Genomic DNA, 13,085 nt, shown 5'->3' with positions numbered 1-13,085 from the left:
ATCGGGCAGCGGGCGCGGCAATACGATCACGACGATCGGCTCCGGTGGCAATACCGGCGGCACGGGGACGATCCCGGGTACCGGCACGAACCCCGGGACCGGCACGACAATCAGCACCGGCAACAGTGGCAACAGCACCTACCGTGTAAACATCGGTGCGAGCTGGGAGGTCGACCTGTTCGGCCGCATCCGCCGCACCGTCGAGAATGCGCGCGCGACCGCCGATGCGCGTCTTGCCGACCTGTATTCAGCCCAGCTGGCGGTGCAGGGCGAGCTCGTCACCAACTATCTGTCGCTCCGCGCGACCGATGCGCAGATCGATCTCGCGCGCCGCACCACGGCTGGCTACCAGCGCGCGCTGCAGATCGCGACCAACCGCTACAATGCGGGCATCGTGGCGCGGATCGACGTGTTCCAGGCGCAGTCCCTGCTCGCCACGACGCAGTCCAATCTGGAGGGGCTGACCAACGACCGCCGCGTGCTGGAGAACGCGATCGCGGTGCTGGTCGGCGAACCCGCGGGCAATTTCACGATTGCCCCCGCCCCGCGCGTCGCGACGGTGCCACGCGTGCCGGTCGACCTGCCCTCGACGCTGCTCCAGCGCCGCCCCGATATCGCCGCCGGCGAACGCGCGGTCGCTGCCGCCAATGCAAGCATAGGCATCGAGCAATCCGCCTTCTTCCCGACGCTCGCCTTGTCGGCGGACGGCGGCGTGTCCGCGGGCGGGATCGGCGGGCTGTTCTCGTCGGGAGCCTCGCTGTGGTCGGTCGGCGCCTCGCTCGCGCAGACGGTCTTCGATTTCGGCGCCCGCAGCGCGCGGGTCGAACTGGCGCGCGCCGCCTATGACGCGGCGGTCGCGAGCTACCGCGACACGACGCTCACCGCATTCGCCGATGTCGAGAACCAGCTGACCGCCGCCGCCGTCCTGTCGCGCCAACAGGCGTTTCTGCAGACCGCATCGCAGGCCGCCGACCGCTCCGAGGCGATCGTCCTGAACCAGTATCTCAGCGGCCAGGTCAACTATACCGACGTTGTCACGGCGCAGGCGACCGCGCTCAACGCGCGCGTCGCGGCGTTGCAGAATTCGCTCGATCGCCAGACCGTCGCCGTCGCGCTGATCCAGGCGATCGGCGGCGGCTGGGACGACAGCCTGCTCGGCGCACCGCCCCAACCTGCGCCCGGCCCTGCCCCGACCCGCTGAGCGCGGCGGGCCCTTCATTCAAATGGTGCGTACGCGGGATAGAAGCGGTGCAACGACCGGGTGTCAATCGTACCCGCGCCGTCGTCCCCGCCGAGCGCCCCGCCCCAATAGGAAATGACCAATCCGATATCTTCGGCAACCAACGCCGACAGGCCTTGCCGATTGTAGTTGCCCATTGTCGCGGAGACCACCTAGCATACCCACCAGAACAACAAGGGGAACACGTGGTGCGTAACGGGTTGATGCTGACGGTCGCGGCGCTGTTATCGACTACAGCGCTTGCCCAGTCGCCCGCCACGCGCATCGTTCCGGATGCGAACGCGCCCAAGGGGCGGCTTTCCGATGCGGCTGTACCGAAGGCCTATCGGCTCGACCTGACCATCCTTCCCGAAAACGACGGCTTTACCGGCCATGACGAGATCGACGTCGTGCTGAAAGACGGTACGACCAAGCTCTATATGCATGGCCGCGATCTCGTCGTCACAAAGGTCTTTGCCCGGGTCGGCAGCACCATGGTCCCTGCGACCTTCACGCAGGTGGACGCGACGGGCACCGCGCGGCTCGACTTTGCCGGCACCGTTCCGAAAGGCGCCGCCACGCTGGTGTTCGACTATCGCGGCAAGTTCGGCGACGATGCCTCTGGCCTGTACCACGTCAAGGTCGCCGACCGTTGGTACAGCTGGACCCAGTTCGAGAGCATCGATGCACGTGCAGCGTTTCCGTCCTTCGACGAGCCTGGGTTCAAGCAACCGTTCACCGTCAGCGTCACCACCCACGCGGGCATGACGGTCATTAGCAACAGCCCCGAAACCGGTGTGACGAAAACCGGCGACGGCATGGAAATCCATCGCTTCGCTCCCACCAAGCCGCTGCCGACCTATCTGGTCGCGGTCGATACCGGGCCCTTCGTCAAGCGAGCGGGAATGATCGCGCCGACGCCGGAGCGCGCGCAGCCCATGGCTCTGGGCGCCGTCGCCACGCAGGCGCAGAAGGACAAGATGGACTATGTGATGGCGGAGACGCCGCGCATCGTAGGCCTGCTCGAGCGCTATTTCGGCGAAGCGTTCCCGTTCCCCAAGCTGGACCAGATTGGCTCCCCCATCATGCCCGGCGCGATGGAGAACGCCGGCGCGGATACCTATGGCGATGGGATCATCTTCCTCGATCGCAACGCCACGACCAGCGACAAACAGGCGTTCGGCATGATCGTCAGTCACGAGTTGGCGCACCAGTGGTTCGGCGATCTCGTGTCGCCCGCGTGGTGGAGCGATATCTGGCTCAACGAGAGTTTTGCCAACTGGATGGGCTATCGCATCGGCAACGAGTGGCGGCCCGAGCTCGGCATCGGTGTCGGCGCGATCGCCGAAGGGTTCGGCGCGATGAACACCGACGCGCTGGAAGTCGGGCGCCCGATTCACCAGGCGATCACCGAGAACAGCCAGATCGACGCCGCGTTCGACAACATCACCTACGGCAAGGGCGGACACGTCGTCGCAATGATCGCCGCCTATCTGGGCGACGAGAAGTTCAAGGCCGGCGTCCGCCTCCATTTGAAGCGCTATGCCTATGGCAACGCCTCGTCGGAGCAATTCTTCCAGTCGATCGCCGATGCCGGGCATGATCCCAAGCTGCTGGCGGCGCTGACGAGTTTCGTCGACCAGCAGGGCGTGCCGGTGGTCGACATACGCCGTGAAGGCGGCAAGCTGACCGCGGTCCAGACGCGCTACACGTTCCTGGGCTCGAAGCCGGCGCCGCTCCAGTGGACGATCCCGTTCTGCGTGCGCGTCGACGCGAGCAAGCACTGCACCTTAATGGATGCAAAGACCGCGACGCTGGCGATCCCGGCCGGGCGCGTGCTGATGCCGAACGTCGGCGGCACCGGCTATTACCGGTTCGATCTCGCGCCGGCGGACTGGCAGGCGTTGATCGCATCGTCCGCTGCGCTATCGCCTGGCGAAGCCGTCGCGACCACCGACAGCCTGTGGGCGTCGTTCCGCGCCGGCAAGGCACCCGCGACGTGGCTGATCGCCGAGGCGCGCGCCATGGCCAACAATCCGGATGCTACCGCCAGCGTCGATCCCGGCGAACGGATTTCCGGCTGGCGCTCGCGCGGCCTGATCACGCCGGCCTCGCTGCCGGCCTACCGGTCGCTCATGGCGTCGATCTACACACCGCAATTGACCAAGCTCGGCTTCGATCCGGCGGTCGGCGCACATGCGAGCGACGATCCCGGACGCCAGAACTTGCGCCATCGGCTCGTCGGGCTCGTCGCGGACGACGCGCGCGACCCGGCCGTGCGCGCCAAACTGAAGGATGCGGCCAGTCGCTTCCTCGGCGGCGACGCAGCCGCTCTCGACCCAGGCTTCCTGTTTGGCGGCTTGACGGCGCTGTCGCAGGACGGTGGCTTGCCGGTCGCCAAGATGCTCGTCGAGCGCGGGCTGTCCAGCGAGGATCCGACGCTACGATCGAGCGCCTTGGCTGCAGCGGCGTCGAGCGGCCGCACCGATGTGGCGGAATACCTGCTGTCGCTCGACGACAAACGCCTGCGCGGATTCGATCGCGTTCAGTTGATCTTCGGCGTCGTGGGCACGGTCGAGACGCGCGATTTCGGCACCGACTGGGTGCTGGCAAACTATGATCGTCTGGTGGCGGGCGCCAACGGCATCTTCATCACCAGCCGGCTGCCCTCGGCGTTCACCTCGCAATGTGGTGCCGATCGGGCCGCCAGCATCGACGCGAAAGTCGGGCCCGTGATCCGGAAAGCCAATGTCGGGCTGCTGGCCTATCGGCGAGCATTGGAAACGATCCGGCTCTGTGGGACGCTCAAGGCTGCGAAAGCGGGAGAGATCGCAGCGGCCATCACCACCGGCAGCTAGCCGGCCCGGCGGTGGCGCACGCTACGTTCGCCAACGCTCGGCAAACGGCTGAAGCAAAAGCCGTTTGCCGAGCGGCACCCGCGCGTCGAGCGCCTGATGGCTTGCGGACCGACGCGCTTGCCAACTGGCGCCGGTCGAACCCGCAAGCCGATCAGAACGAGACCTGAAGGTGGCCGACGAGCCGGTCCGTCGCATTGCGCCCATCGGCAAATCGACTGGCGTCGCCGGTGCCGGAAACGTCGGTGCCGATATAATCCACGCCAACCGTCAATCGATCGCGACGATGTTCGAGCCCGAGCCGCCAGTTGCTGTAGCTCCCGCCCGGTCGGAGCCGCTCGGCTCGATCAGGATCGCGAACGCTTCCGGACGAATGCCCGAGTTCGGCAAGAACGGTGAACGGCGTACCGGGAATGCCGGCATTGGCATTGGCATAGACATAAACGTTGCTACCCCCGATCGCACGCTGAGACGGCGCACCGATGGCGCCCAGGGTCGCATAGAGCGGGCCATAGCCGTAGCTTGCCGATACCGCGGCCTCGACATAATCCGTCTTTGTCCGCGAGCCGGCGAACACATGCCCAATGGCGTCGGTGCGTATCTGGACGGCCCCGAGCTCCCAGCCCGTTCCGACGACGAGGTCGATCACGGCGTCGGCGCCATCGTGTCGCACGCTGTTGCGGGTGGTTACCACACGAGCGGAGGCGTCCACCCCGCCCAAAGAGACGCGGACATCGCCCGCAAGCGCGGCACGTCCTTCACTCCAGCTTAATCCTCGCCGCTCCTCCTCACTCATCACCTCCAGGGTTGCCGACCGCCCACTCTGCGCGAATGCGGGCGCGGCAAGGCCGCAGATCGCGGCACCAACCACGCCCGCCTGTTGCAAACCTCGGATCATCCAGCGCGCTGCGGGCCATGAATCTGATCCAGTTCGGCGCGCAGCATCGTCTCGTCCTCTCGCGCCAGGACCTGGAGGTGAGCGTGCAAGTCTGCCGTCCTGCTCGCGACTTCCTCCGTGATCGCCCGGTGGCTCGTAGCGCACCAGCCGGGCCGGGTGCCCGACACCACGGGTTTGGTATCGATACTACGCACCAGCCTGGTGCCCGACGCCGCAACCGCATGGCGGGCGACCGTCATGGTCGCCGCCCAATCGCAGCGCAGCGACGAAGTCCTGCCCCCCGGGGCAACCGCGCCCACCTGCTTGTGGGTAATGGCGACATCGCCCCGATATTTGACGGCGACCGGACCGCTATGATGGTCCACATGATTGTGGTGATCAACGGTCATGCCGAGCGCCGCACCGGTGGCGGCAAGCACCAACCCGGCTGTTACAAAATAGGCCATAGTCACTCTCCTTTGGTCATCCCGATCCATCTTGACCGGTGATGCTGAAATTTACGGACGCTGTTTCTGCAGCGACGTTACGCTGTGGGTTCAGGTCGCTTGCAGCCGCAAGGTGCGTGAACGAAGCCGATCCTTCACGTTCAAACGCAGTCGCTTCAGCCGAAGAAGCCGCAGGGCATCCGGCATGCGTCGTTTCATCTCGACACGAATCTGATCATCCAACTGCTTGTGCAACTGGGTTAGTTTGTATGAAAACATGCTCATAGCCGCTCTCCAACCAATGATTGAACGATCGGATCGGCCGAGATGAGCGGAGGCAAACAGGCCAGGCCTATACATCGAGCTAACCCGATGCGGTCCGACATCACGTTCGTCCAAAGACGAGCGCCAGAGGGGCCCGGCCCGCACCGTCAACCTAGTGTTTCCTCGGCCGCGGTCAAGACTGCAAAGCCCGATCCGGCATACGTTGACATTACGCGGCCGGTCCCCGATGTTGCTTTCATGTACGCACCCGCGACATATCAGCGCTTTCGCGACCACGCCGGCCAACTCGCCGCACGGGGTTAGCCCGAGCTCGCGGCTGTTCGCCGTTTGAGTTCGGGCTTTATTCGATCTGACCTTTGGGAGGCGCTCTGCGCACCCCTGATCTCGAGTAAGCGGAAATCGCACAGTGACAGACCATATTTCAAAACCCGACGCCCCCTGCCCGAGCAACACCCAACAACTGGCAGAGGACCCTCCACCGCAGGTCTTTCTAAGAATGCGCCCCGGCCATTTCTTTTCCAACAGGTTCGATCTCGAAATCGTGGAAGATCATTCAAAACTAGAGGCTGAATCGCGCCAACACATGCGCAGGAACTGGTTGGCCCGTCTCATGGAACTCAACCTCCTGCTTCTGATCCTGCTCGTCGGCATTCCGGTTCTGGCGTACTGCGTTTTTGCATCAACTGGGTAAACGCTGGCGCCCTTCCCGCAACGCGACGGCTGCGATCGGCAGGGCCGCTCGATCGCCAACTGGACACCGGACCGTACGCCGTTAAGGGCACGTTTGAACCCGGCACAGCGAGAATGCATCATGGTAGCGACAGTCATTACGCCGAGCGGCCCCGGAGCGATGGAAGCCGGGCTGATCCTTGACGAGGACGGCCAGCGTTTCGTCGTGCTGACATTCAAGGAACCGCAGGGCGAGCCGACCCTCGTCACGTTCACGATGCCGGTGTTCCAGAACTATGTAGAGCATCTCGTCCGCACCGCTGCCGCGGCAAACGAGGAAGCAAACTGGGGAATTCCTGGCTGAGACGTATCCGACGCTCGAACATCGTACGGGTCGGGTCGGCCGCCCGCCCGCGTACTTAACGTCCCAACGGCGACGTGGCTTAATCGGCAAGCAACGCCGCTACGTCGTCGTAGATCGCGATTGCGCCAGCCGATTGCAGTTGGGCATCCTTGAACTTGCCCGATCGTACCGCGACCGCGGCGATCCCGCACTTGGCCGCTGCCTCGATATCGTAGGGCGTATCGCCCACGCCGATGACGCCGCCCGGATCGATCCCCGGCAGCTTCTTCAGCGCGGTGGCGAAAATGTCGGGCGCGGGCTTGGTCTTCTCGACGTCGTCGCCGCTGGTGGTCGCTGCGATCAGGTCGCGGGCGTCTAGCAGGTCGATATAATGCTCGAGTTCAGGCTCGGAAGCCGAAGACGCCAGCACCACTCGCTGTCCCAACCCGTGTGCGTCCGCCAACACTGCGTGTGCGTGCGCGAAGGGCTTGGCCGTATCCAGGTACTTAGCCTTGAAGATCTCGCCATGCCGCTCGCCCAGCGCTTCCCGCCGAGCCTCGTCGGCATCGGGCAGCAGCGTTGGGACGAGCATGTCGGTCCCCTTGCCGATCTGGTCGTGGATGACTTTACGATCAAACGCCGCACCCACGCCCGCGAACGCTTCTTCCCAGGCAAGGACATGCATGTCGTTGGTGTCGACCAGCGTGCCGTCGATATCGAAAAGAACGGCGTTGATCTGCATCTGTGTATCCCGAATGAGCCGGAGCCGATGGTTGCGCGTCCGGGCCCGCGCTACGGGGGCTGCTCGACGTGGAACCTGTACAAAGTCTAAACGGCTAAAGATCTGGATCGGTCTCGTAAAGTTCTTCATAGCCGCAATCGCGGATTTACATGCCGTCAGGTCGTTGCAATTAAACGCCTTATTCAGAAAAGATCGTCATGATTGATGTCCACATTCTGCCTGCGTGTGATCGACTTTTTGCTAGAAACCGCATCGATATAGTCGATCAATGTCTCGCACTTGATCGTAATCAATGAAAAAGTCTGCGGTCGGATAGATCGTCAAGGAACGATGTCGGACCCTCGACCGCTATGATCCGTACGAACGGCGGCGCCGATACGATTTAAGGCATTATTTCGTATTGCACGAACATATTTTGCGTCGCGGATCAGGTTTATACCCAGATTTGTTGTTGCAGCGGTAACAGCTGAACAAATTACCGTTCGGCGGTCAAATCAGTTTTTAGCAGCTTTTCTGGTCATCACCTACGGGACCGAGAAGATTACGTCCGAAATAGCGCTTAGCTGTGCCGATTATTCGAACTTTTAGGAGAACATCATGCGTGCACTCGTTTGGCATGGCAAAGGCGACGTCCGCGTCGATACTGTCGCCGATCCCGAAATCAAGCACCCCCGCGATGCGATCATCAAGGTCTCAGCTTGTGCGATCTGCGGATCCGACCTGCATCTGCTCGACGGGTATCAGCCGACCATGCAGGCGGGCGATATCCTCGGGCACGAGAATATGGGCGTGGTCGTCGCGCTCGGCTCCGAAGTCACTAATCTGAAGATCGGCGACCGTGTCGTCGTGCCGTTCACGATCAGCTGTGGTGATTGCTTCTTTTGTCGCAAGGGGCTGTTTTCGGCGTGCGAGCGGACCAATCCGAACTCCGAGATCGCGATCAAGGCGATGGGCCATTCGCCCGCCGGCCTGTTTGGGTTCAGCCACATGCTGGGCGGATATTGCGGCGGCCAGGCCGAATACCTGCGCGTGCCGATGGCCGATATCGGGCCGATCAAGGTACCCGACAGCGTCACCGACGAGCAGGCGCTGTTCCTGTCCGACATTTTCCCAACCGGCTATATGGCCGCCGAGAATGCCCAGATCGAGCCGGGCGATACCGTGGCGATCTGGGGCTGTGGTCCGGTGGGCCAGTTCGCGATCCGCTCGGCGCTGATGCTGGGTGCCGGTCGCGTCATTGCGATCGACGAAGTGACAGAACGGCTGGCGATGGCCGAGGCCGGCGGAGCGGAGACGATCAACTTCGCGGAAGTCGACAGCGTCTATGACGAGCTCCAGTTCCGCACGAAGGGCCGCGGCCCCGACAGCTGCATCGATGCAGTGGGCGCCGAGGCGTCGGGCCATGGCGCAGTGGACGCGGTGATCGACAAGGTGAAGGCAGCCACCTTCCTGGCGACCGACCGCGTGCACGTCTTGCGCGAGGCGATCATGAGCTGCCGGATGGGCGGCACGATCTCGATCCCCGGCGTCTATGTCGGGATGGGTGACAAGATCCCGATCGGCGCGATGATGAACAAGGGCCTGACGATCAAGACCGGCCAGACCCACGTCCAGGCCTATACGAAGCCCTTGCTGGCGCGGATCGAGGCCGGCGATATCGACCCGAGCTTCGTCGTCACGCATCCGGCCAGCCTCGAGGACGCGCCCGAGATGTACCAGAAGTTCCGCGACAAGCAGGACGGCGTCATCAAGGTCGTGTTGCGGCCTTGATCAACGTGGGGGACGAAGCGCGTAGGTCGTTTCGTCCCTCATCTGCCCGCTCGATATGCTGAGGAAAATGCCATGAGCGATAAGGTCCCGATGCCGGTTAGCGGCAATCCCGATACGAAGGGCGACCCCGACGGCGTAGATGCTTCACCCACGGGCAAGGGCGGCGATGACGTCCACGGCCGGTCGACCGCCGGAGAAAGCGGCGGCGGCGCCTATCCCAATCCGCACCCCGGCAAGGTTCCAACGAACACCGGGTTCATGGCGCATGGCGGCCAGAGCGACATCGCCTATCACGGTGGCGGCCAGGCTAGTGAGGATGGCGGCAGTGGGGCCAACGGCGTCGCGGGCTCTGATGGCACTCCCGGATCGACGATCGCCGCCGATCCCGATGCAGATCGCACATCGCATGCGGTCGCAGGAAACGCCGGTTCCATCGACGTCGTCGAAACCTCCGGCGTCGCCGAAGCCGAGGCCAGTGGCAAGATCGGCACCGACGACCGCTACGAGGACGAGCAGAAGCATCCCGGCTCAGGGTGTAATCTCGAACGCGACTATGGTCAGGCCGTCGCGCAGTAGCGGTTAAGGAAATCCTGATGTGCCGGTAGCCTGGCGACACGGCTGGCGACATCGGTGCGGATGTCGCCGAGCGCATTTGTGAGATTTGCGTCGGAGATCATTCGCCCCATGCGGTGAAAACCGTGAGGTTCGAGATTCTGGCCCAGCATCACCTGCACCCAGCTATCGACGCGAAACAGGTCCTCGGATGCCTGATAGGCCTGCGCGTCCTGGCGGAAGAGCGCGATCCGCTCGGCGAGCGTGTCAGGAACCTGCATCTTCCGGCAACGGCGCCAGAGCGGCTCGTCGCGCTGGTTCAGGTGATAATGGAGGATGATGAAGTCGCGCACGCCTTCGGCTTCCCGACGCGACATCGTGTTGAAGCGAGCAATCAGCGCGTCATCGATGCCGTCGAACGGGAAAAGCTGGATCAGTCGCGTGATCGCGATCTTCATCAAGTGGATACTGGTCGATTCCAACGGCTCCACGAAACCGCTGGAAAGACCGAGCGCGACGACGTTCTTGTTCCACACCCTGCGCCGCGCGCCCGTCTGGTAACGGATCACGCGCGGTTCGGTCAGGACCTCGCCCTCGACGTCGGCGAGCAACTTCGCGCGTGCCTCGTCGTCGGAAAGGCAGTCGCGGGCATAGACGATGCCGTTGCCGACCCGGTGCTGCAGCGGAATCCGCCAACGCCACCCCGCCTCGTGCGCAATGGCACGCGTGTACGGCACGGCCGGTCCGACCGAGGCGGTCTGCACCGCGATCGCGCTGTCCGTGGGTAGCCACTGCGTCCAGTCGTCATAGCCGGTTTGCAGCGCCTGTTCGATGAGCAGGCCCCGGAAACCGGTGCAGTCGAGGAACAGATCGCCCTCGATCCGCATGCCGGAGTCCAGCACCAGCGCCTCGACGAAGCCCGTCTCGCCATTCTGCTCCACCCGTTCGATCTTGCCCTCGACGCGGCGGACGCCCGCGGGTTCGGCCAGTTCGCGGAGGAAGCGCGCATAGCGCCCGGCGTCCAGATGGTAGGCGTAGTTGATCCGGGCATCCTTGCCGGTCGCGAAACGCTCGGCATCGGCGGCCTTCAGCTCGAAGCAATACTCGCCCAACGGGTCGGCGAGACCACGCTCGCGAGCGTGCAGCCAAAGATGGTGAAAATCCCCCATCCACGTCGATGCCCGCCCGATCGTGCCAAAGGAATGGATGTAGCGCTCGCCTTCGCGTCCCCAGTTTTCGAACGAAATTCCCAGTTTGAAGCTCGCTTGGGTGGCGCGCATGAATGCCTGCTCGTCGATCCCGAGGAAATTGTGGAAGGTGCGCGAGGTCGGGATCGTCGATTCGCCGACGCCGACCGTTCCAATGTCCTCGGACTCGACGAGGGTGATTTCCAGCAGCGGCCCGAGTTGCTTCACCAGCGCCGCCGCCGCAATCCAACCGGCCGTGCCGCCGCCGGCGATAACCACCCTCTGCACGCTCCGCTTGTCCACGCGCATCGTCTCCATCACCGGTTGAGTCGAGAAAGCAGCATTGCCCGAAGTCGCCGCGCACCCGTTTCGTCGAGGCGACCGAGCGGCCCGCGCGCCGCCTCCGGCAGGTGGGCGGACGGCCGGTCCGCGGGTCCGAAAAGATAATACTCGAAGAGCGCCGCCCACGCTCTTTTTTCGGGCTCGGGACGATCCCGCAGGCTGAGCATCCCGTGAAGCACCGTGTTCATCGGTGAATCCAGATAGGCCGGCGCGTCGTTCCACCAGAAATTCACCATGACATTGAAGTCGGCGAGCGCCTCGACGTGATGCCACCAGAGCGCGGGGTAGACGACCGCATCGCCGGGCCCGAGCTCCGCCACCTGCGCCGCCTCGACGGCGTTCGCGAAGTTCGGGAAGCGGGCGAGATCCGGATCGCGGAAATCGACCAGCGACACCACCTGCCCTCCCGGCGTTGGCTCCAGCGGACCGGGGTAAAGGTTCGCCACCTGCTCGGGCGGGAACAGGGTGAAGCGCCGTGCGCCGACCGCAACGCAGGCGATGTTGTTCGACATGTCGTAATGCGCGGCCGCCGTCGTCCGGTTTCCGATCCAGATGCTTTTCACGACGCGCGCAAAACAGGGATCCGTGAGCGCGAGATCGTTGCCGGCGCTCGTAAAGCCGGGGAAATAGCCGTCGAGATCGGTGGAGCCGACATAATAGGAGGGCATGTCGGCTTGGCCGAGTTCAGCGAGCATGCGGCCGAGATACGTATCGAGCTGAACGCGTTCGCGATCGAAAGCGAGCTTCGTCAGGGTTTCGTCGTAGAAATAGCGCCCGCCGGCCGCCGGAGGCGCAGTGTAACCCGCCGCCGGACGACCATTGTAGAACGACAGGAGATACTCAGCGGCCGCTTGCGGCGTACGGCGCCCGGCCGCGACCAACGGCCAGTCCTGTGCCAGCCCCCGCAGGACCACGGGTTCGTTGCCGGCAATCAGCCCCGCAAGATCATCCGCGCCGACGGCCTGCGCGTCGATCTCCCGCACGGTGCGGTGCGTGATCGGACGGTCGGCGCGGAGCGATGTCATGCCGGCAGTCGCCTGCGATTCTTGCGGTCTATCAAATGCTGGATATTGCCCAGCGAGGATGCCGCCATCGTCGCGGCACGCAGCAGGCCGCTCCGGTGAAGGGCCTCAAGCGATTCTCCGGACAGGTCGGCCAGCGCAGTTTGGTCGATCGTGAGGAGATCGGGCAGCTCATAACCGTCCTCCTCCGTGAGGCTGATCTGAATATCGACCGGTTGCAACAAGCCGGCATCCTCGAACTCGGCGTAGATCGCCGGCGCGCTGATCACGCCTTCATGGATGACGCGCAGCACGCTCGCGATATGGTCGAGGAGCGGCGCGTTGCCCCCGTGTTCGAGAAACAAGGGCAGGCCGTCATCGGCGCCGACCCGGGCATCCGCGCAGTCGATATAGACCAACGGTTCGCCTTGGTTCCCACCATCGGGCCAGCTGGCGTCTATCCCGACGGAGAAGGGTCCCCGCCGCTGCACCGCCGGGACATACTCGCTCGTCCAGCGACCATCCTCCAGAAACAGATTCTCGTCGCGATCGAGGCCGAGCAAGGCGTAGGCCTGAATGCCCCCCTCCTCGCGTCGAAAGACGATCGGAAACGAGCGCTGCGCCTCCTCGAACTCCGAAGGGTAGATCGGGAGCTGGTTTACGTTATCGCCAAATTCCGCACCGGGACGGATCGCGACCCGCAGGTCGGCATGCTCGACGTTGTTCAACACTACACGGTTCATCTATTCGCTGTCGCTTGCTGGAGTAACGGCGCGATTACAGCCGCCTGACACGGT

At 63.9% G+C, this 13,085-nt stretch carries 14 protein-coding genes; 6 read left to right on the top strand and 8 right to left on the bottom strand.

What is annotated here, in order from left to right:
* On the top strand, window positions 1–1,201 hold a 1,201-nt coding region (locus EQZ23_RS00570; RefSeq protein WP_128453500.1), incomplete at its 5' end, for an efflux transporter outer membrane subunit.
* Between the two features lie 14 nt (window positions 1,202–1,215).
* Here EQZ23_RS00570 and EQZ23_RS19680 read toward each other — a convergent pair.
* Window positions 1,216–1,377, bottom strand: a complete 162-nt coding sequence (locus tag EQZ23_RS19680) for a hypothetical protein (protein WP_164913344.1) — start codon at window positions 1,375–1,377, stop codon at window positions 1,216–1,218.
* Between the two features lie 51 nt (window positions 1,378–1,428).
* Here EQZ23_RS19680 and EQZ23_RS00565 point away from each other — a divergent pair, with 51 nt between their 5' ends.
* Window positions 1,429–4,077 (top strand): M1 family metallopeptidase, encoded by a 2,649-nt coding sequence (locus tag EQZ23_RS00565; RefSeq protein WP_240663082.1) that lies wholly within the window; start codon window positions 1,429–1,431, stop codon window positions 4,075–4,077.
* A gap of 151 nt (window positions 4,078–4,228) precedes the next feature.
* Here the strand turns inward: EQZ23_RS00565 and EQZ23_RS00560 are convergent, their stop codons facing one another.
* The 3 genes from EQZ23_RS00560 to EQZ23_RS00550 form a co-directional block, all read right to left on the bottom strand.
* On the bottom strand, window positions 4,229–4,960 hold the full coding sequence (locus EQZ23_RS00560; protein ID WP_240663081.1) for a TorF family putative porin: 732 nt from the start codon (window positions 4,958–4,960) through the stop codon (window positions 4,229–4,231).
* An 8-nt stretch (window positions 4,961–4,968) separates the two neighbouring features.
* Window positions 4,969–5,418: a hypothetical protein gene (locus EQZ23_RS00555; RefSeq protein ID WP_128452560.1), complete on the bottom strand. Its 450-nt coding sequence runs from the start codon at window positions 5,416–5,418 to the stop codon at window positions 4,969–4,971.
* Window positions 5,419–5,508: 90 nt separating this feature from the next.
* Window positions 5,509–5,682 carry a DUF465 domain-containing protein gene (locus EQZ23_RS00550; RefSeq protein ID WP_128452559.1) on the bottom strand — a complete coding sequence of 58 codons (174 nt, stop codon included), beginning with the start codon at window positions 5,680–5,682 and terminating at the stop codon, window positions 5,509–5,511.
* 406 nt (window positions 5,683–6,088) lie between these two features.
* Between EQZ23_RS00550 and EQZ23_RS00545 the strand changes: the two genes are divergently transcribed.
* Window positions 6,089–6,373 carry a hypothetical protein gene (locus tag EQZ23_RS00545; protein WP_128452558.1) on the top strand — a complete coding sequence of 95 codons (285 nt, stop codon included), beginning with the start codon at window positions 6,089–6,091 and terminating at the stop codon, window positions 6,371–6,373.
* Window positions 6,374–6,493: 120 nt separating this feature from the next.
* Complete coding sequence (locus EQZ23_RS00540; RefSeq protein WP_128452557.1) at window positions 6,494–6,715, top strand: hypothetical protein; 222 nt, start codon at window positions 6,494–6,496, stop codon at window positions 6,713–6,715.
* Window positions 6,716–6,794: 79 nt separating this feature from the next.
* Here EQZ23_RS00540 and EQZ23_RS00535 read toward each other — a convergent pair whose 3' ends face one another.
* Complete coding sequence (locus tag EQZ23_RS00535; RefSeq protein WP_164913343.1) at window positions 6,795–7,436, bottom strand: HAD family hydrolase; 642 nt, start codon at window positions 7,434–7,436, stop codon at window positions 6,795–6,797.
* Between the two features lie 597 nt (window positions 7,437–8,033).
* Between EQZ23_RS00535 and EQZ23_RS00530 the strand changes: the two genes are divergently transcribed.
* On the top strand, window positions 8,034–9,206 hold the full coding sequence (locus EQZ23_RS00530; protein ID WP_128452555.1) for a zinc-dependent alcohol dehydrogenase: 1,173 nt from the start codon (window positions 8,034–8,036) through the stop codon (window positions 9,204–9,206).
* A 72-nt stretch (window positions 9,207–9,278) separates the two neighbouring features.
* Window positions 9,279–9,782: a hypothetical protein gene (locus tag EQZ23_RS20010; protein ID WP_206364136.1), complete on the top strand. Its 504-nt coding sequence runs from the start codon at window positions 9,279–9,281 to the stop codon at window positions 9,780–9,782.
* Here the strand turns inward: EQZ23_RS20010 and EQZ23_RS00520 are convergent.
* From EQZ23_RS00520 to EQZ23_RS00510, 3 genes are read right to left on the bottom strand one after another with little or no spacing between them, the layout of a single operon-like run.
* Window positions 9,764–11,263: a tryptophan halogenase family protein gene (locus EQZ23_RS00520; protein WP_240663080.1), complete on the bottom strand. Its 1,500-nt coding sequence runs from the start codon at window positions 11,261–11,263 to the stop codon at window positions 9,764–9,766. The genes EQZ23_RS20010 and EQZ23_RS00520 overlap by 19 nt on opposite strands.
* Window positions 11,263–12,312: a cupin-like domain-containing protein gene (locus tag EQZ23_RS00515; protein WP_128452554.1), complete on the bottom strand. Its 1,050-nt coding sequence runs from the start codon at window positions 12,310–12,312 to the stop codon at window positions 11,263–11,265. The genes EQZ23_RS00520 and EQZ23_RS00515 overlap by 1 nt, the downstream gene beginning before the upstream one ends.
* Window positions 12,309–13,019 (bottom strand): SapC family protein, encoded by a 711-nt coding sequence (locus EQZ23_RS00510; RefSeq protein WP_346427801.1) that lies wholly within the window; start codon window positions 13,017–13,019, stop codon window positions 12,309–12,311. The genes EQZ23_RS00515 and EQZ23_RS00510 overlap by 4 nt, the downstream gene beginning before the upstream one ends.
* Window positions 13,020–13,085: the final 66 nt, after the last annotated feature.

The organism is Sphingomonas sp. UV9, from assembly GCF_004101245.1.
GTDB lineage: Bacteria > Pseudomonadota > Alphaproteobacteria > Sphingomonadales > Sphingomonadaceae > Sphingomonas.
This window is presented reverse-complemented; position numbering and strand designations above follow the sequence as displayed.